The following is a 19,370-nucleotide window of genomic DNA, read 5'->3' as shown; positions in this document are numbered from 1 at the left end:
TCAAAAAGCGGCTGCTTCCTTTCTCAGCCCTTCGGCATGTCGTCTTCGATATAGACCTGGATGATCTCGTCGAATGACTTGTCGGCGACGAAGCCCAGCGCCTCGGCGCGGCGGGGCGCGAAGGCTTTGGCCCAGCCATTGACGATGGTGGCGATTTTCTCGTCCGGCTGGCGGCGGATCAGGCTGACCGCCTTGTCGCCGGCGATGCGGCGCAGGGCCTCGATCTGCTCGGCGACCGTGACCGATTGGCCGGGCAGTATCAGGCTGCGGCGCGCGCTGAGCGGGGCAAGGTCGATGCCGGCCGCATGGATCAGAAAACCGACCGCGGCGCGCGGGCTCGCGAACCAATGGCGCACCGTATCGGCCACCGGCAGGATCGCCTCCAGCCCTGAGAGCGGCTCGCGAATGATGCCGGAGAAAAAGCCGGAGGCGGCGAGGTTGGGCTTGCCCGGGCGCACGCAGATGGTCGGCAGGCGCAGGCCGATGCCATCCATGATGCCGCGGCGGGAATAGTCGGCCAGCATCAGCTCGCTCATCGCCTTCTGCGCGCCGTAGCTGGTAAGCGGCGTTAACGCGAAGTCGTCGTCGATGACATCCGGAAACGGCGTGCCATACACTGCGATCGAGGAGGTGAAGACCACGCGCGGACAATAGAAGGAGCGCTCATGCTCCAGCCGCACCGCGTCGAACAGCAGGCGCGTGCCGTCGAGATTGATCGTGTAGCCCTTTTCCAGATTGGCTTCCGCATCGCCGGAGACGATCGCGGCGAGGTGGAAAATCACGTCCGGCCGGGCGGTGACGGCGCGCTGCGCGGTGGCGGGCTCGGCGATGTTGGCGGCGTAGGCGTTCACCTGGCCGGAAAACCCTTCCGGCGCCGGCGGGGCGATGACGTCGACCAGCGTCAGCGTGTCGACCTCTTTACCGTTGAGACCGCCATTTTTCACGATCGCCGTGGTTAGCTTGCGGCCGATCATGCCGGCGGCGCCAAGTATCAGAACATGCATGGGGGACGAACCTTTATTATGAGTTGAAGCGAAGGGAAGACTTCTTTTTGTGAACAAAAAGAAGCAAAAAAACTTTGTTATGCTGGGCCATGGGCGCTGTGGCTGACACAGCCATGGCCCAGCATAAAAAAAGTTTTTGCGCCGCTTTTTTCAAAAAGCGGCTGCTTTCTTAACGCATCATCGCAAGCGCGCGCTGGAAGAAATCCTTAGACCCGAAATTGCCCGATTTCAGGGCGAGCAGCATGTCGGTGTCGGCGCCTTCGGTGCGCAGGACCGGCACGCCGGGGGCGATCTCCGGCCCCACCAGAAAGGCGCGGATGCCGAGGCGGTTAACCACGGCGCCCGAGGTCTCGCCGCCGGCGACGATCAGCCGGCGCACGCCGCGCGCGACCAGCCCGGCGCCGATTTCCGCCAAACACTGCTCGATCTGGCCGCCGGCATGCTCGCGCCCGTGCTGCTGCTGTAACGCTGCGACTTCCCTCGGCGCGGCGCTGCTGGCGATCAGCACGGGCCCGGCGGCTAATCTTGCGCTGGCCCAGTCGAGGGCATCCTTAGCCACCGGGGCGCCCGCCAGAAGCCGCGCCAAGTCCAGGTGCAGCACCGGGATTTCGGCCTCGATCGCGGCGATCTGCTCCAGCGTCGCCTGCGAGCAGCTGCCGGCCAGCAAAGCGGCGTGTCCGCCCACGACCATGTTCGCTGCTGTTTCGCTCTGGTGCGGCGCAACAGAGTGGCCCGCGATCAAAGCGCGGGCGAGGCCGAGGCCGAGGCCCGAGGCCCCGACGGAAATCGGGTTCTGCAACGCCGCCTCGCCGATCTCCTGCAAATGCCGGTCCGCCACGGCGTCGACGATCGCCGCCCCTTTGCCTTCGGCGCGGAGCACCTCCATTGCTTCATGGATCGCGTAGCCGCCATGCTCCACGGTGGCGAAGGGGATGAGTCCCACGGGGTGCCGGCTTTGCCGCGCCAGCACGCGCACGAGATTCGCGTCATGCATGGGGTTCAGCGGGTGGTCCTTCAGCGGGCTCTCGTTCAGCGGCACTTCGCCGACGAACAGATGGCCCATGAACACGGTGCGCCTGGCTTCCGGAAACGCCGGCGTGACAAGCACCGGCCCAGCGCTAAAATCCTCGCGTAGGGCGTCCATCACCGGGCCGATATTGCCCTGATCGGTGGAATCGAAGGTCGAGCACACCTTGAACAGCACATGCTGCGCGCCCTGGTCGCGCAGCCAGACGGCGGCGCGGCGCGACAGCGCCACCGCCTCCGCCGCGGCGATGGAGCGGCTTTTCAGCGCCACGACCACGGCATCGACATCCGGCAGGCGCCAACCGGCCTCCGGCACGCCGATGGTCTGCACGGTGCGCAAGCCGGCCTGCGCCAGCGTGTTGGCGAGATCGGACGCGCCGGTATAGTCGTCGGCGACGGCGCCCAGGACCAGGCTCATGCGCGTGTTCCGGCATAGGGTTTGAACCAGGCGAGACCGTCCAGTGTCTGGGCCCGGGGCCGGTATTCGCAGCCGATGAACCCGGCATAGCCGAGCCGCTCCAGCTCCGCGAACAGGAATGGATAATTCAGCTCCTCGCCGTCCGGCTCGTGGCGTGACGGTACGCTGGCGATCTGCACATGGCCGGTCAAGTCGATATATTTGCGCAGCCGCGTCGTCACGTCGCCATGGATGATCTGGCAGTGATAGATGTCGAACTGCAGTTTCAGGTTCGGCAGCTCGGCCTCTTTGATCAGGGCGGCGGCGACATCGACATTATTGAGGAAGTAGCCGGGAATATCGCGGCTGTTGATGGGCTCCAGCACCAGGTCGAGGTTGTGCGCCGCCAGCGCCTCGGCGACGCGGCGCACGGAATGACGGTAATACGTCATCAGCGCGGGATGTTGCGCCTCTGCCAGGCCGGCCATCAGATGCAGGCGTTTGACACCGGTCGCCTGGGCGTAAATGAGCGCCTGCGCGATCGAGGCGGTCAGGTCTTTCTCCCGCGCCGGCAGGGCGGCGAGGCCGCGATCGCCGCCGGCGAAATCGCCCGGGTAAAAATTGAACAGAGCCTGCGTCAGCCGGTTTTTCTGCAGCGCCGTGGCAATCGCCTCCGGTGCGAAATCATAGGGGAACAGATATTCGACCGCAGTGAACCCGGCATCGGCCGCTGCGGCGAAGCGGTCCATGAAATCCCATTCGTTGAACATGAAGGAAAGATTGGCGGCAAATTGCAGCACTTGGAGGTCTCCGTCCCGTATTAGAAGGTTATATCGTCGCTGCGGGCTTCCCTGGAGTGGGATCGTTTGTCGGGGCCTTGAGCACATTCCAGAAAACCGAGCGTCTCGAACGCATTGTCAAAGAAAATATATCAGGCCTATCATGCAAGCAAGGTGAGGGGCGTTTGTGGACGACCCGTCTTCTTATCTTGCCGGGAAGGATTGTCCGTGACGGACCTGCACGAAGAAGCCAAATTGCGCGAAAGCATCTGCCGGTACGGGCGCTCGCTGTTCGAGCGGGGGCTGACGCCGGGCTCGTCGGGCAATATCAGCCTGCTTCTGGATGACGGCGGCTGGCTGGTGACGCCGACCAACGCCTCGCTCGGTTTTCTCGACCCGGCACGCCTGTCGCGGCTGGATGCGAATGGCAAGCTGATCGGCGGTGACCCGCCGACCAAGGAGATCCCGCTGCACAGCGCGCTCTATGAATCACGCGGTGCGGCGCGGGCGATCGTGCACCTGCATTCGACCCATTCGGTCGCGGTGTCGATGCTGCCGGACATCGACCCAAAGGCGGTGTTGCCGCCGCTAACGCCCTATTATCTGATGCGCGTCGGCAATGCCGCTTTGGTACCGTATCACCGCCCGGGCGATCCGGCGGTGGCCGATGCGATCCGCGGCCTGGCCGGACGCCACGCCGCGGTGCTGCTGGCCAATCACGGCCCGGTGGTGGCGGGAGAGTCGCTGGAGGCGGCGGTGTTCGCCACCGAGGAGCTCGAGGAAACCGCGAAACTATATCTGCTTCTTCGCAACATGAACCCGCGTGTGCTGTCTCCCGAACAGATCGCCGACCTCACAAGAGCGTTCAAATTGCATGATCTGGCGCATCCGGATGCGGCCCATGATCATCCGCACGGTTAGGGGCGGTTGTTTCAGGTAAAGAAAGTGGCCGCTTTTTGAAAAAAGCGGCGCAAAAACTTCTTTTATGCTGGGCCATGGGCGGTGTTGGCGACAACGCCTCAGGCCCAGATTAACAAAGTTTTGGCTTCTTTTTGTTCACAAAAAGAAGCCTTCCCCTTCGTTTGCTTGGGTAACCAAATCGTTCGAGCGAACGGCTTGTTTTCAATCTTTGGTAGAAATTTTTTTCGGCTTCACGAAGATCTGATACTTAAGATGGCGTTTCGCCTTGATTGCGCCGCAGCAAGTTGGGCATGCTGCGGCGTGGTGGATGGTCGCCGTGGTCCAACCGTGACGGCATAGCGGTGGCGCAGGAAGCATCTGACGTCGTGTCTAACCATTCTGGGAAGAAAGTCGTTCTGGAAAGAGAGCAGTGAACGTCGCAGTCATCGTGGCATCGGTCAGTCGCGGGGAGGAGATCGGCCAGCTCCTCGCGCAGTTGGCCCGGCAAACCCTGCAGCCGGCTAAAATCATCCTGTCCGTGGAACGGCAGGAGGATTTGCCCCCGGTGTTAGGCCCGCTTGTCCAGGTAATCATGGGACGCAAGGGGCTGACGGCGCAGCGTAATCGAGGGTTGGACGCGCTCCAAGGTAGCACCGATGTCGTGGTCTTCTATGATGATGATTTCCTGCCGACCCCCGCCGCGCTCGAGGGCGTGACCCGGCTGTTCGCCAAGTATCCCGACATTGCGGGTGCCACGGGGCTGGTGCTGAGAGATGGGGCGAAGCAAGGCGGCATACCTTATGATGCCGCGATGGCGGAGGTGAACGCGCAACGCAGGCTGGCCGGTGCGGTCTATTCCGTCACGCCGGCCGATGGGCTTTACGGCTGCAACATGGCGTTCCGCGCCAGTGCCGTGCAGGATCTACGCTTTGATGAGAAATTGCCGCTCTATGCCTGGCAAGAGGATGCCGATTTCGCCGGGCAGCTGCTGCGCAAAGGCCGCGTGGTGAAGACCGACGCCTTTGCCGGGGTGCATCGCGGCGTGAGCAAGGGGCGTAGCCCGGGACTGGCGCTGGGTTTTTCGCAGATGGTCAACCCGGCCTATCTGGTGCGCAAGGGCACGATGCAGCGGAAAAAGGCCGCGCGGCTGATGGCACGGAACCTGATCGCCAACCATGTGCACGCCCTGAAACCGGAACCCTTCATCGACCGATTGGGGCGGGTGCGCGGTAACTGGCTCGGACTCTGGCATATTTTGTGCGGCAGGTTCGACCCGACGGCGATTTTGTCGTTGCGTTAGAGGAAGCGGAAGACTTCTTTTTGTGAACAAAAAGAAGCTAAAAAACTTTATTAATGCTGGGCCATGGGCGTTGTCGCAGACACAGCCCATGGCCCAGCATAATAAAAGTTTTTGCGCCGCTTTTTTTAAAAAGCGGCCACTTTCTAACGTCATCCGGTTCGAGCGACAAAGCGGGGGCACCCTTGCCGGGCCATGGCCGTGTCGACCACGCGCCGCATCGCCTGCCGGAACGTCTCCTCGGAGAAGCGCAAGGCGTTCTGCCGGCAGGCAGCCGGTGATAGCCGGCTTTCGACGGCCTCGAAGCGGCCGACCGCGTCGATGATCGCTTCCGGCGTCTGCGCGTCGAACAGAATGCCAGTCTGTGGTTGCGCGCCCTCGACGATGATATCCCGCGTGCCGCCTTTGCTGAAGGCGATCACGGGCGTGCCGCAGGCCTGCGCCTCGACGGTGGTGATGCCGAAATCCTCCTCGGCGGCGAACAGCATCGCGCGGGCGCTTTGCATCAGCGTGATCAGCTCGCCGGGCGGCGCTGGCGGCCGTAGCGTGATGTTCGGTGCATTGTGCGCGGCCTTGGCCACCAGCGCCTGGCTGGGGCCGGTGCCCACCACGGTGAGGTGGTGCTGTGGCATGCGGCGGAACGCCTCGATGATCAGTTCGACCCTCTTGTAGGGCGCGAAGCGCGCGGCGACGAGAAAGCCGTCACGCTTCCCCTGGCCGAGGACGAAATCCTGCAGTGCGACGGGCGGTGCGACGACGACGGCCTCGCGCCGGTAGGCTTTTTTGATGCGGCGGGCGATGTAGCGGGAATTGGCCACGAACACATCCACGCCATTGGCGGAACGGATGTCCCAGATCCGGATCCGGTGCAGCAACCAGCGGACATACAAGCTTTTCAACCCGTGTTCGAGGCCGCTCTCGCGCAGATATTGCGCCTGCAGATCCCAGGCATAACGCATCGGCGAATGCACGTAACTGACATGCACCTGGTCGGGGCCCGTGATCACGCCCTTCGCCACCGCATGGTGGCTCGAGATCACCAGATCATACGAGCTCAGGTCGAATTGTTCGACGGCCAGCGGCATCAACTGCAGGTAGTTGCGGAAGCGGGTGCGTGCCAAAGGCAGGTTTTGGATGAAGCTGGTCGTGACCTTGCGTCCGTTGAGAAAGTCGCGCTCCTCGGCGGGCAGAAAATCCACCACGGCGAAGACATCGGCGTCGGGATAACAGTTCAGCAGCTGCGCCAACACCCGTTCGGAACCAGCATAATGCTCCAGCCATTCGTGAACGATGGCGACCTTCATGGCGCCGGCCGCCGATAGCGGGTGATGATGGCGGTGAGCATCGCGGCCGCGCGGTCCCAGGTCATGGTTTGCGTATGGGCGGGCCCGGCCTGGCGCAGCCGGGCGCTTAAGCCTGGATGGTCGAGCACTTCGAGCACCTTGGCGGCGATCGCCTCTTGGGTTGGATCGCTATAATGTGCCGCCGTGCCGCAGGTCTCGCGCAAGGCTGGAATGTCGGCGGCCACGACCGGACAGCCGCAGGCCATTGCCTCGACCGCGGGCAACCCAAACCCCTCATAGCGCGAGGGAAAGACGAAGCAGCCGGCGCTTGCATACAAGGCCTTGAGCTCGCCATCCGTAACGCGGCCGATATAGCGAGCCGGTTGCGGCAAGCCGGCCGCTCCGTTCGTCTGAAACGCCTGGCCGCCCAGGTTGCCGACGATGACTAACGGAATGTTGCGCGAGGCCAGGTGCCGCGCCAGCGTGTCGAGCGCCCGGAGATTCTTGTGTGCTGACAGCGTGCCGACCGCCAGGACAAATTCACCATGCCGGAAACCATGTTTTTGCAGGATGCCCGCGTCAGGCGTGATGCGCAGCGCATGATCGGCGCCTTCGGTCATGACCGAGACCTGCGCCGGGGGCACGCGCAGGTGGCGGATGATTTCCTGGCGTGAAAACTCAGAGACGGCGACGACCGGGACCTTTCGCCGCACCAGCCAGGCCTGCATGAATTTGTACCAGGTGCGGAATTTCCATGAATAGGCGTCCGGTGTGCGGAACACGCCGGCATCATGGATCACGACCAGCTGCCGGCGACCGAGCAGTGGCGCGGTGTTGCCGAGGTTGACAAGAAAACCGTCGCCGGCGGCGCGCGGCAAGTCCCATTGCTCCCAGGCTTGGCCTTGCAGACGGCCGATCTCCTGGGCGCCATGATACAAAGCAGCCCCGCCTGCGGGCACCACCAGCTGTGTGTCCGGGGCGACACGCTGCAAGGCGGCGGTTATCTCCTGAGCGAAACGTTGTACGCCGGACAGGTTTTGTGTGGTAAAACGGCCGTTAATGTAAAGCGGTTCCAGACTGGTCAGCCTTTCCTGGCAGATGGCGGCGGCAGGTCCTGGCGCGTGGCGAGCTTGCGTTGCGCGGCAAGGGCCCTGAGATGGCTTGAGCTAACTCATGGTGAAATTAAGATGTAGCGCGAAGTCTCTGTGATTGAAGAGAATGTTGGTCGAATATCAGATTTTTTGTATGCCGGCAACGCAATGAAACTCTTGTTCAGGTTGTTGCGCTTTTCCTATTAATGAGATTTTCTGTATGGCAATCAAGTTTAAACGCAGAAATGTGAAGCGTCTTCTTTATTTAAACGTCAAAACCTGCGATATGGTTAGCTAAGGTGAGATGCAGCAGTTCGAGGCAATAAAATGGATAATATTCGTTCTGGGAAGACACTCTTTACACTGTTAATAAAACGTTACCAAAAACAATTGGCGGCGGTGTCGTTATGTGCCGTCCTGGGCGCTTGCGCCGAAGGGCCGATGCAGTCGCATCCGATCCCTTCCGTGGAGGCGACCGTACCGAGCGCCGTCGTCTCGAATGTGACACAAACCATTCCGATGCCGCCCGCCCATACGCCAGGCGAGTACAACGAAACCCGTCCCTACGAGCTGGGGGCGAGCGACGTGATTTCGGTTTCGGTCTATTTGCACCCGGAATTGTCGGCGCCTAGTTTGGGCACACAGACCGGCAATGGCGGTGTGATGGTGACCAGCGACGGCACGGTCAGTCTGCCGCTGGTGGGCAATATCAATGTCGGCGGTCTGACCATCGGCCAGGCACAGGAGCGCATCCAGAATGCCTATTCGACCTATATCAATAACCCCAACGTTACGGTCCAGCTCGTTGCCCCGCAAAGCCTGCGCTACTATCTGCTGGGCGAATTCAGCTCCCCGGGGGTGAAATATCCCGGCCATGCGCTGGATCTGCTGAATGCGCTGTCGCTCGGGGGCAGCGTGGACCTGGCGAATGCCGACCTGTACCAGGCCTATGTGGCGAAGGGCACGCATAAGCTGCCAGTCGACCTGCACGCCTTGCTGGCCGACGGCGATCTCAGCCAGAACATTGTGCTGGATTCCGGCGATACCATTGTCATTCCGCCTTCCTCCACCGAGGATGCGTTCGTGTTTGGCTCGGTCGGCAAGCCGGGCGCGGTGCCATTCCAGGCCGGGTCGCTGTCCTTGCTGCAGGCGCTCAGCGTTGCGAATATGGATCTGACGAACTATTCTGCTTCCAAGCTCGGGCAGGTTCACATCATCCGGTCGCACGGCAACACCGCGAATTTCATCATTGTCAATGCGGCCAAGATTGTGGATGGCGAGGCACTGCCTTTCCAGCTGCAGCCGGGGGATATCGTGTTCGTGCCGGCGAACGGCCTGGCGTCTTGGAACCAGGTCATGAACCTGCTCTTGCCGTCCTTGAATACGATCAACAGCATTCTCAATCCGTTCGTCTCGATTAAATATCTTTCTACTGGCGTGCTCTACTAAGGAGTTCGGTGATGGCGACCACTCTGCCGGCCACGACCTTCGCGCAACCGACTGAGACCATTGATCTCGGCGACGTCCGTTCGCTGCTGCGCCGCCGGGCCGGGACCATCGGTATCTTCGTCATTGGCGCGACGATCTTTGCCATTATTCACGTACTGCTGGCGACGCCGCAGTTCACCGCGCGTGGCGCGATGTATCTGGGCGACGCCAGCGCCGGCGTCCCGCCGAGTTCGGGCAATGGCACTGACCTGAATTTCTTGTCCGACTATTCGAATCAAAGCGATGTCAACACGCAGATTGAGTTGATCACAGCCGGGGCCCTGGTGCAGCACGCGGTGCTGGAAACCGGGTTGAACGCGCAGGTCACGCCGGCCGAGACGCCGCCGATGACCTATTGGCGTTGGCGCTTCCTGCACGGCGGCCAGACCAGCGCCTTCGCGCCCGGGCCTGACACGCTGCAGGCGCTCTATGCCACCACGCCGGGTGCTTATCGGCTCGTGCTGGGCCAGGATAACAACTACACGCTGTGGTCGCGGGGCAGCTGGTTCACCAAGCCGCAGGTGGTGCTGCATGGCGTGCTGGGCAAGCCGGCCTCGGGTAACGGCAGCCAGATGCTGATCGAGGGGGCGTCACCGAATTTCACGCCCGTACCGGGCAAAGCCTATGATCTGAAAATCTCCTCGCCGGCGGCACTGGCCGAGGGTTTGTTGGACGGCGACCTGACCGTGTCGGCCGGCGGCTCGGTGACGCAGCCCACCAAAATCGCCTTCCTGCAATTGCGCTGGTACAACCCCTACCAGGCCCAGTCCTTCGTCAACCAGATGATGCAGGATTATATCGCTACGCAGCTCTCCTGGAAGACCGAGTCCGCCTCGACGACCGAAAATTTCGTGACGGGGCAACTCGCCAATGTCAGCTCCGCGCTGGCCAATGCCGATAAAAATCTCGCCAACTACCAGTCGCAGACCGGCATCGTCGATGTGCCGGAGAATGCCCAGTCGATGATCTCGCAACTGGCGCAATACGAGACGCAGCGCACGACCCTGCAGTTGCAGCAGGAAGCCCTGCAGCAGCTCGACAACGAGCTACACCATCGGAACGGGCCGTTGAACCCGTATCTGATCAGCCAGGTGAACGACACGGTGCTGGCGACCCTGACCAGCGACCTGTCGGATGGCGAGACCAAGCTGGACCAGCTGCGCGTGCAATACACGCCCTATGCGGAGGAGGTGAAGATCCAGAACGCGCAGGTGGCGCGAATGGAAGAATCGATCAGCACCATCGTCCATAATGATCTCGCGGCCGCCGACAAGAACCTGGCCGGGTTGAATACGATCATCGACCGCTTGCAGGGCGAGATTAAGCAGATGCCGGCGGAATCGCTGCGGGTGATCTCGCTGAAGCGCTCCACCGATGTGTTGGGCCAGCTCTACGTGCTGCTGATGGAGAAAGAGGAGCAGGCGCAAGTCTCCAAGGCGGCGACGATCATCAACACCCGCATTGTTACGCCGGCGAACACGCCGCTGTTCGTCACCTCGCCGCGGGCGGTGATCACCATCGTGTTCGGCGCGCTGGTCGGCCTGGTGGTTGGCGCCGGCCTAGTGTTCGGTCAGCGCGCAATGTCCGGCCGTTACGAGAGCGAAGAGCAGATCCGCTCGTCGATCCGCCTGCCGGTCTATGGCACCGTGCCGCGCCAGCTGAAATCCGAGATCGGGGCCAACGTATTCGGGCAGGAACAGCGCAATCCGTTCTCCGAATCCTTCCGCCTGCTGCGGCGCAGCATCTACCGCAACACGAAGGCCGGGAAGACGATGGTGATCCTCATCATTTCCGCCAGCAAGGATGACGGCAAGACCACCGTCGCGGTCAACCTGGCGAAAACCCTGGCGGATGACGGCAAGAAGGTCGTGTTGATGGATGGCGATCTGCATCTCAGCCGCCTGCATGAGGTGTTGAAGCTGCCAACGACAGTCGGGCTGACAGACTGCCTGGAGACCGACGCCGAATTGCCGATCCAGGACTGCCCGGACGAAAATTTCAAGGTTCTGGCCTCAGGCTCGGCGCCGTTGCACGGTAAGCAGCATTTCAACGAAAAGACCCTGGCGCCGGTCTTCGCCCGCCTGTCCGGCCAGTTCGAGTATGTCATCGTCGACAGCCCGCCGCTGCCGACCGTCTCGGATGGCATGATTTTCGGCAGCTTCGCGGATCTGATCCTGACGGTCGTCAGCGTGTCGCATACCCCGAAGCGGACGTTGAACATTCATAACGAACTGGTCGAAACGCTGGACCGGCCGCATGGCATCATCATCAATGAAGTCGAAGGCCAGGTGATGGGCGAGGGCGATGCTTACTTCATGACCGAGACCGCGCGCGGTCCGAAAATCGCCGGCTGGTTGAAGCGGTCTTAAGGAGAAGCAAGAGACTACTTTTTGTGAACAAAAAGTAGCAAAAAAACTTTGTTATGCTGGGCCCTGGGCGGCGTCACCGACAACGCCCAGGGCCCAGCATAATAAAAGTTTTTGCGCCGCTTTTTTCAAAAAGCGGCTGCTTATACCAGCCCGCCTTGCTTCTGACTCTCCCTGGGGGATTCCCAAGGCGGGGAATTTCCGATTCGATACCCTGATGGGGAGCTTCGCATCAGGGGGGGCTGTTATGGGGACGAAAGTAGCGATTACACGCCCGGATCATACGGGTGCAGAGTTGCGGGCCCTGTCGGCAAAATGCGCCGATGGTGCGCAGGTCCGTCGCATGCTGGCGTTGGCGCTGGTTTTGGATGGCCGGTCACGGAGCGAGGCTGCGGTGTTGAACGGCATGGACCGGCAAACCCTTCGTGATTGGGTACATCGTTACAACGAAGCTGGCATTGAGGGGCTGAAGTCTCGCAAAAGCCCTGGCCGTGAGCCCTATCTGACAACGCCACAAATGGCCGAACTGCGCGAATTGGTGATCAAGGGGCCCGATCCGGCGACCAACAAGGTGGTGCGTTGGCGGTGCGTGGACCTGCAGGCGGAAGTGGCGCGCCGCTGGTCGGTGGAGGTGCATGAAAGCACGATCGGCAAATGGCTGGGTGAGCTCGGCCTGACGCGATTGCAGCCGCGGCCCGTGCATCCCAAGAAGGATGCTGCGGCGGAAGCGACTTTTAAAAAAACTTCGCCAGTCTGGTGCGCGCCGCACTCATCGACACGGCGGCTGGCACGCCGATAGAAATTTGGTTCCAGGATGAGGCCAGGGTCGGTCAGAAGGGAGGTCACGCCTATATCTGGGCGCCACGTGGCTCACGGCCGCTGATGGTACGCGATAACCGCCATGACTCCGCCTACATCTTTGGTGCGATCTGTCCGCAGCGCGGCGTTGGGGCTGCGATCATCACGCCTGGTGCAAACACCGAGATGATGAACTTGCACTTGGCCGAAATCAGCACGCAAGTGGCACCGGGGGCCCACGCCATGCTGATCTGCGATGGCGCAGGCTGGCATCAGAAGGGCGAGCTCTTGAACATACCCGCGAATATGACCTTGCTGCCCCTGCCGCCCTACAGTCCCGAATTGAACCCCATGGAGAACGTCTGGGACTATCTTCGGCAGAACAAGCTCTGCGCCACGGTCTGGGACACATACGACGATATCGTGGAAGCCTGCAAAACCGCATGGAACTGGTTCATCGCCGATCCAGACCGCATCAACTCAATCGGTAGCCGCGATTGGGCATGTGTCAGTCTTTAGGCGGATTGGTATTAGAGGCCTTAGAGGATGGGGAGGACCTGTTCCCTCTTACCCCGGAAGAGGCAAAGAACGAGGCCCTGAGAGAGGCCTATGAAACGCCGTACATCGAAAAGTACGGCTATCATCACCCGACCTTTGAGGTTCTCGAAGCTCTGGTGATGACCAGCTTTGATACCGGGCCGGAAGCGGTGCCGATCGCCGAGATCAAGCCGTATCTGCGTCGGCATGGGGAGCGCTGGTTCCAGAGCAAGATCGAGTTTCATCTGAAGGCGTTGGTCAAAAAGGGGGCGCTGAAGTGGCAGGAGGGTGATACGACATGCACCCTATGTAAGATCGAGGAGACCGTCTAACGGTCTCGGACGTGAGCGGGGGTAACGGTCGGCCTGCCAACGGTGGAAGGGGAGAGATATGAGCCAGGAAGTTTTCAGCCGCTACGATTCTGCGGACTATCTCAAAACCGAAGAGGACATTGCGGGCTACCTTGAGGCCGCCGCCGAACTAGCGGGAGATGATCCTGCTTTCATGGCCCAGGCCAAAGCCCGGGCAAAAGCATTGTTGCAGAGGCTTGGAACGCCTGGGGACGTACGCAGTGACGAGGTCAATACAGGAGATAGACGATGAAGACGACGAAAAGACCTAGTCGCCTCGCTGCGGCCATTCTGGAAATGGCCGATGATCAGAACAGCCTTGGAATCATGGCTGATGAGGCCTTTAAAAAGGTTACGGTACGGCACGGTGGCAAGCCGCCGATGACAGCCGAGCCCATCAGCCCGGAAGGCACGCCCAAAGGAGCGTGATTCACTCAATTTGGGCAACTCCGCCTCAGGCGGTCAAACGACACGCGCAGCTGCGCCGCTGGCAGTGATATTCGTTCCAACAATTAAGAATCATGCACCACGCTGCTTCGGTCAGTGTTTCGCAGTGATTGTGCGACAGCACCGCGGCCCTGGATGCTACCAGACGTATCTACCCTCCAGATTAAAATTCTCTACGCTGGTGGTGCTGCCGAACTGCCCGCCCCAGATGGCGGCGAGACGCCAGGGGCCGTGCCCGGTCAGCGCGACGCCGACCGCGGGCGTGAACGCGCCCACTGGTGCGGCGAGCGCGGTTTCCCCGGCGGTGAAGGTTCCCAAGGTCTCGACATCCCGGACATGGGGATTGCCGAGCGTACCCGCCCCGCCCAGTTGGACCCAAGGCGTCAACGTGCCGTAGGCCACTGGCAGGTCGAGGCCCGCCGTCACGCCCGCCCCCAGCTCGGCGAGGCTCGTGGTCATCGCGTCGTAGCGCAGGTCCAGGATGCCGGCGCCCGTCTCGGTCGCGCTCCCCAGATTGGTATGCAGGTAGGCGGCCGATCCGTAGGGCGTCACGAAGAAACCCGGGCCGGTGAGCAGGGCGTACTGCATCCGCAGCGCCGCCGCCTCGTAGGCGCCGTTGCTGGCGGCCGTTGCCGTCTCGCCAAGGCTTGGCAAACCGCGGCTGAGAGTCTCCGCCAGATGACCGGCCCCGGCGCTGCCAGAGACCGTCAGCCGGTCGCGGGTATAGATGCCATAGCCCAGCAGCCCGAAGGACGTGCCGTCGACGCTGGAATCATCGCCATTCGTCGCCGTGTAGAGGTTGGAGACCGCGAGGCCGAGCACGAGGTTGGGCGAGACGCCAAATCCCTTGCCGACCACGTAGCCCTGCGCGTTGATGTCGTAGCCGTTGGCCTGCCCGAAACTGCCGAGGCCATGCAGCCAATAGCCCTGGTCGGTCCCGTCGCCGGCCGCTTCCGTCCCGTTCAAGGGCGCACTCAACGCGTCGAACAGCGCGCCATCCTGCGCGAAGTTGCTCGCCACATAGATGCGCCCGCTCGCGAAAGCGAGGGCGGCCGATGGGTCGGCGCTTTGCGAGGCCGGAGTCGGCGTCAGCTCCAGGGTCACGTCGTCCGCGCCATAGCTGACCGTCGGCGTGAGATAGGCGGCGAAGGCCGGGGTGTAGGAGTATGCCGTGAACTTGCCCGTCACGCCACCGGAAGCGGTCAGGATGTCGTACTGGCTGCCGACGCTGTAGGTGCCGCTGTCGACCTGCACGGCGAGCGTGCCGGCCAGGTTCGCGCTGCCGGTCACCTGCAATTGGTCGTAGCCGGTGCCGGCGACCGTGTTCGGCGTAATCTCGATGTTCAGCGTCCCGCCACTGTTTTGCGTGTAGTTGCCATCAACCGTCAGAATGCCGATCGTGCCGCCAGGGAACACCGCACCGTCATTGGTGACATTGCCGCCGATCGTGCCGTGGCCGCGCAGCTGCGCGCCGGCGTTGACCGCCACGTCGCCGCCCAGCACCGCACCGGGGTCGGCGGCGTCGCCCACCTCAAGCGTGCCGCCGTCGATCGTCGTCGTTCCCGCAAAACCCGAAGAATTGCCGTTCAGGATAGCCAAGCCACTGCCCTGCTTGACCAGGCTGCCGGTGCCCGCGATCGGACCGGACAGGATGGTGCTGTTGCCGTTGTTGTCGATCGTGCCGGTGCTGTCGACGGTTATGGCGTTGGCAATGTTAAGCCCGTTCACGCCTACCTGCAGTGTCCCGTTCTCGAAGATGACGGCGCCCGTGCCGAGCGCGGTATTGGTGATAACGTTAAGTGTGCTGCCGCCTTCTATTGTCGAGCCACCGGTATAGGTGTTGCTGCCGGCGAGGGTGGTTGTGCCCGCACCGGTAAAAATTAGGGCGCCGGTGCCCCCGATCGGACCGGACAGGGTGGTGCTGTTGCCGTTGTTGTCGATCGTGCCGGTGCTGTCGACGGTCATGGCGTTGGCAATGTCGAGCCCGTTCGCGCCTGCCTGCAGTGTCCCGTCCTCGAAGGTGACGGCGCCCGTGCCGAGCGCGGTGCTGGTGGTAACGTTAAGTGTGTTGCCGCCCTCAATCGTCGTGCCGCCAGAATAGGTGTTGGCGCCGGACAAGGTCAGCGTGCCCGAACCATCCTGGATCACCGATCCGGCACCGGTGATGGTGTTGCTCAGGGTCTGGGCGGTCGATTGATCGAGGGAGACGCTGCCGGTGCCATCTATTTCAATATTGCCAATGAGCACCGAACCGTTTTCCAGAATCAGCGTGTTGGTCCCACCGGTAAATTGAATGGCGGCACCATTTGCGCTCGGGCTGCCCTCGAGTGTGTCGCCGGCGCCACCGCTGCCGCCGGAGATAGTGCCGCTGTTGAAGATGGTAAGGTTTGCGCCGACGACACCAGCACCACCACCACCGCCACCACCACCAAGACCAGGCCCGAGGCCGGTGCCGCCATTGCCGCCATTGCCACCGGCAACAGCACCACCGGCATTGTTAAACAGGCCGCCACTGGAAAAAATGATGCCGTCGCCACCGCCACCGCCACCGCCACCGCCACCGAAATCACTCGAGCCGCCGTTGCCGCCGTTGCCACCCTGCAGCGTGCCCGCGTTGGCCACTTCGGTGTTTGCGGTCGACACAAAAACCGCGGCACCGCCGCCACCGCCGCCGCTGCTGATGGTGCTACTGCTAACCGCAGTGGTGCCTGCGCTGCCGTTGCCGCCGGTTTCGACCACATCAAAGGAGTTGGTCCCTTCTGCGACATACCTCACGCCACCGCCACTGCCGCCAACGGGAGACCCCGAGCTGGAACCGCCCTCCCCCCCATCGCCATTGCTGCCGCCGCTCCCGGCAGTGCCAATGCCATCGGTGCCGCCATCGCCACTGTTACCGCCATTCAGGCCAACCTGTGTCATACCACCCTGGCCAGGCGGTGTGGCAGCGCACACGGAACTACTGCATAGGAAAACACCTAGAGCAAAAGCTAGCTCGAACGGTGCCGCATGTCGTGACCGCAGCCTACCGTTTGGTTCGTGCAAAGATGCCATGTGTTCCGCCTGTTTTGGGAACCCTGATTGTTCCACCGGTTCAGCTAACTAAATGACAGATTGGCTTTTGAAAATACCGCCTGCTGGATTGCATAAGCGGTGACCTCACGCCAGCTCGACGACCATACCGATAATGAAGGAGAGCCAGGCATCCGTCGTCAGCTTCTATGGACCGGAGCACGGCATGGCTTTGCTGCAGAATTAGAGCTGGCCCCGGTTGTCTGAACAGTTCCCCGCGGAGGATAGGTGGATTTCTGCCGGGTTACGTTCGTTGCGGGGGCCAGGTTTTGGGTGCGAGGCTGGGAGGGCGGAGCCCGACCGGCGTCGCACCCAAAACCTGGCTGCGAAATATCATGCGGCCATCGCGGTCGGTGGTCGGTGTTGAAGATCTCCGGCTTGCCGAAGCGTGCCATGGCCTCCTCCAGAAGCCAATAAGTTGGTTGGCGGCGAGGATGCATGGTTGATCATCGATGACACGGCGTTGCCGAAGAAGCGACGCCACTCGGTCGGCGTTGCGCCACAATACGCCTCGGCACTTGGCAAGACCGCCAACTGTCAGTCTCTGGTTTCGGTGACGCTCGCATCGTGCGAGGTGCCGGTGATGGTGGGGCTTCGACTATTTCTGCCGGAGACCTGGACGGACGATCCCGAGCGCATGGCGCGGGCCCGTGTGCCGAAGGATCAACAGACTACGCTGACAAAACCGGAAATTGCGATTGAGGAGATCGACCGTGTCATCGCCTCCGGCGCGCGTTTCGGCTGTGCCACTACCCTTTCAACGCTAACTGCGGTGACGAAAGCGCTGGGTTCCAGCTCTCGATCAAGCCTTACGGAAGCGGCATATTGTACCACAAGTGAATACCCCAGCCGCTGATGGGTCGGCTGCCCTTTTATGCAGAGATCTTTGATGGCTTGATCAAGACCTCGGCTGGAATATGCAGTCGGTCGTGCAGCGCTCGGATCATCTCGATGGACATACCACGCCGGCGGTTGAGCACCTCAGAGACCCGGTTGCGTGTTCCTAGCATGGGCTCCAGATCCTTTCGAGATAGGCCCTGCTGATCCATTCGGAACAAGATCGCATCAACAGGGTCTGGCAGATCCATCGGAAAGTGCTCCTCCTCATATTTTTCAATGAGGGTCGCAAGGATATCCAACTGGTCACTCTCAGGACTGCCTTCGGCAGATCCCCAGAGAGTGGCAAGAGTCTTCATAGCCTCTTTGTAGTCGTCCTCAGTGTGAATTGGCTTGATATTAACCATTATATTTTACTCCAGCAGCATCAATATTATCGTACTCTTTGTGCGTCCCGATCCAGATAATCCACACAAGACCCTTGGCGTAATGGATTTCGACAATGAGCCTATGGTCATTTCCCTTGATATTGAACACAACACGAGAAGCAGTGACGATGCTCGCAGTTGCGTAGGATTGCTTCACCTCCGCTGAATTCACCCAGCTTGCTTTGTTCGCTTCTGCGAACCAGGCGTCCAGTGAAGTCTTTACCGCGGCTCGATCTTTGTTACCTTGGAGGCTTTCGACATAGGCAATCAGGGTCCTGCGGGCGATAATTCTCATGCCATTATGTAGCGCGATCCCAATTTGGGATCAACCCACCCCCTTTTTACCCCAGCCGCTGAGACAGTATAGAATGTGTTGCAAAACTCGCAGACTTCTACAAACCTCGTCTTCCCCCGTTTTTTCAGTGGGTTAGGCTTTGCATATCGCCGGATCGCCGATAAGGGCTCGAGGATTTTGAGGCTTTGGCTACGAATGGTAAGGGCAGGGTTTCCGCCAAATTTAATACATATCGATTGGCCAACAGCTTCACCGATAGCGTCCGATTCCACCCCCCACGACCGGCAAAAGAGCCGCGATTTAAAAAGAGATGAGGGATGAGATCACGATTGGGACGAGAAAAGAGATAAGGAATGCGTTTCGGGTGATCTACGTGGCGAAGTTCGATGACATGATTTACGTGCTGCACTTCTTTCAGAAGAAGACGCAGCAGACCAGCAAAGGAGACCTTGAAGTGGCGACGCGTCGCTTCAAGGAATTGATGAAGGAGCTAAAGCTATGACCAACAATCGTTTTTCGAGCGTGTGGGACGCGATCGAGGATACCCCCGCACAGGCCGAAAATATGAAACTGCGGTCGTCCCTGATGATGGCCCTCAAGGACCATATCGCGCGCCGGGGGCTGACCCAGAGCGAGGCGGCGAAGGCGTTTGGCGTCACCCAGACCCGGATTTCCGATCTTATGCGCGGCAAGATCGAGCTTTTTAGCTTGGATATGCTGGCAGTAGCCGATCTTCACGTGGAAATGCGCGTGACTCCCCAGGAAAACACAACACTATCATAATTGGTAAAAGTCAATTAAAGCGATTCTAACACCGCCTTTCTTAGATCTGAGGAATGAGCTGGCCCCCGTAGTGAGGACCACTTCCGACTGGGATTAAGGTGGGGTCGGTGCCGTTCCATCTTTCATAAAAATTAAGCTGCTTGCTGCTGTTGTGGCTGTGGGTATGTGGGCAACGCGTTAGCGTTGTCCAAGCGA

Annotated in this window: 18 protein-coding genes and 1 pseudogene; 11 read left to right on the top strand and 8 right to left on the bottom strand. The window is 61.0% G+C overall.

All coding sequences use genetic code 11. The features are described from left to right. Positions 1 to 23 precede the first annotated feature (23 nt). The 3 genes from denD to otnI all read right to left on the bottom strand — a co-directional run bounded on the left by denD (position 24) and on the right by otnI (position 3,227). On the bottom strand, positions 24 to 1,004 hold the full coding sequence (gene denD / locus VGG47_RS00320; RefSeq protein ID WP_331534856.1) for a D-erythronate dehydrogenase: 981 nt from the start codon (positions 1,002 to 1,004) through the stop codon (positions 24 to 26). A gap of 169 nt (positions 1,005 to 1,173) precedes the next feature. Continuing rightward, the gene (otnK, locus tag VGG47_RS00315; protein WP_331534855.1) at positions 1,174 to 2,448 is read right to left on the bottom strand and encodes a 3-oxo-tetronate kinase; all 1,275 of its coding nucleotides are present in this window, start codon (positions 2,446 to 2,448) and stop codon (positions 1,174 to 1,176) included. Continuing rightward, complete coding sequence (gene otnI, locus VGG47_RS00310; protein WP_331534854.1) at positions 2,445 to 3,227, bottom strand: 2-oxo-tetronate isomerase; 783 nt, start codon at positions 3,225 to 3,227, stop codon at positions 2,445 to 2,447. Before otnI ends, otnK begins: the two co-directional genes overlap by 4 nt. A gap of 207 nt (positions 3,228 to 3,434) precedes the next feature. On the opposite strand from otnI, the gene VGG47_RS00305 reads away from it, so the two are divergent. Together VGG47_RS00305 and VGG47_RS00300 are read left to right on the top strand one after the other, a co-directional pair. Beyond that, positions 3,435 to 4,127 (top strand): aldolase, encoded by a 693-nt coding sequence (locus VGG47_RS00305; protein WP_331534853.1) that lies wholly within the window; start codon positions 3,435 to 3,437, stop codon positions 4,125 to 4,127. Positions 4,128 to 4,536: 409 nt separating this feature from the next. Continuing rightward, positions 4,537 to 5,406, top strand: coding sequence for a glycosyltransferase family 2 protein (locus tag VGG47_RS00300; protein WP_331534852.1), 870 nt, complete (start codon positions 4,537 to 4,539; stop codon positions 5,404 to 5,406). A gap of 149 nt (positions 5,407 to 5,555) precedes the next feature. Here the strand turns inward: VGG47_RS00300 and VGG47_RS00295 are convergent, their stop codons facing one another. Next, positions 5,556 to 6,707 (bottom strand): glycosyltransferase, encoded by a 1,152-nt coding sequence (locus VGG47_RS00295; protein ID WP_331534851.1) that lies wholly within the window; start codon positions 6,705 to 6,707, stop codon positions 5,556 to 5,558. Further along, complete coding sequence (locus tag VGG47_RS00290; RefSeq protein ID WP_331534850.1) at positions 6,704 to 7,678, bottom strand: glycosyltransferase family 4 protein; 975 nt, start codon at positions 7,676 to 7,678, stop codon at positions 6,704 to 6,706. The genes VGG47_RS00295 and VGG47_RS00290 overlap by 4 nt, the downstream gene beginning before the upstream one ends. 540 nt (positions 7,679 to 8,218) lie before the next feature. Here VGG47_RS00290 and VGG47_RS00285 point away from each other — a divergent pair. From VGG47_RS00285 to VGG47_RS00260, 6 genes are all read left to right on the top strand, one after another. Beyond that, positions 8,219 to 9,226, top strand: coding sequence for a polysaccharide biosynthesis/export family protein (locus VGG47_RS00285; RefSeq protein WP_331534849.1), 1,008 nt, complete (start codon positions 8,219 to 8,221; stop codon positions 9,224 to 9,226). Positions 9,227 to 9,237: 11 nt separating this feature from the next. Next, positions 9,238 to 11,634 carry a GumC family protein gene (locus VGG47_RS00280; RefSeq protein WP_331534848.1) on the top strand — a complete coding sequence of 799 codons (2,397 nt, stop codon included), beginning with the start codon at positions 9,238 to 9,240 and terminating at the stop codon, positions 11,632 to 11,634. 244 nt (positions 11,635 to 11,878) lie between these two features. Next, a protein-coding gene (locus VGG47_RS00275; RefSeq protein WP_331534847.1) for an IS630 family transposase occupies positions 11,879 to 12,948 on the top strand; the annotation gives its coding sequence in 2 pieces (ribosomal slippage) (positions 11,879 to 12,368 and positions 12,368 to 12,948; 1,071 coding nt in all). Positions 12,949 to 12,953: 5 nt separating this feature from the next. Next, the gene (locus tag VGG47_RS00270; protein ID WP_331534846.1) at positions 12,954 to 13,298 is read left to right on the top strand and encodes a hypothetical protein; all 345 of its coding nucleotides are present in this window, start codon (positions 12,954 to 12,956) and stop codon (positions 13,296 to 13,298) included. Positions 13,299 to 13,356: 58 nt separating this feature from the next. Continuing rightward, positions 13,357 to 13,569 (top strand): DNA-binding protein, encoded by a 213-nt coding sequence (locus VGG47_RS00265; RefSeq protein ID WP_331534845.1) that lies wholly within the window; start codon positions 13,357 to 13,359, stop codon positions 13,567 to 13,569. Beyond that, positions 13,566 to 13,745, top strand: coding sequence for a hypothetical protein (locus VGG47_RS00260; RefSeq protein WP_331534844.1), 180 nt, complete (start codon positions 13,566 to 13,568; stop codon positions 13,743 to 13,745). Before VGG47_RS00265 ends, VGG47_RS00260 begins: the two co-directional genes overlap by 4 nt. A 156-nt stretch (positions 13,746 to 13,901) precedes the next feature. Here the strand turns inward: VGG47_RS00260 and VGG47_RS00255 are convergent, their stop codons facing one another. Continuing rightward, positions 13,902 to 16,682 (bottom strand): autotransporter outer membrane beta-barrel domain-containing protein, encoded by a 2,781-nt coding sequence (locus tag VGG47_RS00255; RefSeq protein WP_331534843.1) that lies wholly within the window; start codon positions 16,680 to 16,682, stop codon positions 13,902 to 13,904. A gap of 556 nt (positions 16,683 to 17,238) precedes the next feature. On the opposite strand from VGG47_RS00255, the pseudogene VGG47_RS00250 reads away from it, so the two are divergent. Then, a pseudogene (locus tag VGG47_RS00250) lies at positions 17,239 to 17,577 on the top strand (transposase); the annotation flags it as partial. 127 nt (positions 17,578 to 17,704) lie between these two features. Here VGG47_RS00250 and VGG47_RS00245 read toward each other — a convergent pair. Both VGG47_RS00245 and VGG47_RS00240 read right to left on the bottom strand, forming a co-directional pair. Further along, a complete protein-coding gene (locus tag VGG47_RS00245) occupies positions 17,705 to 18,076 on the bottom strand; it encodes a helix-turn-helix domain-containing protein (protein WP_331534842.1) in 372 nt (123 codons plus the stop codon). Further along, positions 18,069 to 18,392 carry a type II toxin-antitoxin system HigB family toxin gene (locus VGG47_RS00240; protein ID WP_331534841.1) on the bottom strand — a complete coding sequence of 108 codons (324 nt, stop codon included), beginning with the start codon at positions 18,390 to 18,392 and terminating at the stop codon, positions 18,069 to 18,071. Before VGG47_RS00240 ends, VGG47_RS00245 begins: the two co-directional genes overlap by 8 nt. A 310-nt stretch (positions 18,393 to 18,702) precedes the next feature. Here VGG47_RS00240 and VGG47_RS00235 point away from each other — a divergent pair, with 310 nt between their 5' ends. Together VGG47_RS00235 and VGG47_RS00230 are read left to right on the top strand one after the other, a co-directional pair. Then, entirely contained in the window at positions 18,703 to 18,894 is a 192-nt protein-coding gene (locus VGG47_RS00235) for a type II toxin-antitoxin system RelE/ParE family toxin (RefSeq protein WP_331534840.1), read from the top strand. Further along, positions 18,891 to 19,175: a helix-turn-helix domain-containing protein gene (locus tag VGG47_RS00230; RefSeq protein WP_331534839.1), complete on the top strand. Its 285-nt coding sequence runs from the start codon at positions 18,891 to 18,893 to the stop codon at positions 19,173 to 19,175. The genes VGG47_RS00235 and VGG47_RS00230 overlap by 4 nt, the downstream gene beginning before the upstream one ends. The last annotated feature ends 195 nt before the right edge of the window (positions 19,176 to 19,370 follow it).

Source organism: Acidocella sp., from assembly GCF_036489515.1.
Lineage (GTDB): Bacteria > Pseudomonadota > Alphaproteobacteria > Acetobacterales > Acetobacteraceae > Acidocella.
This window is presented reverse-complemented; position numbering and strand designations above follow the sequence as displayed.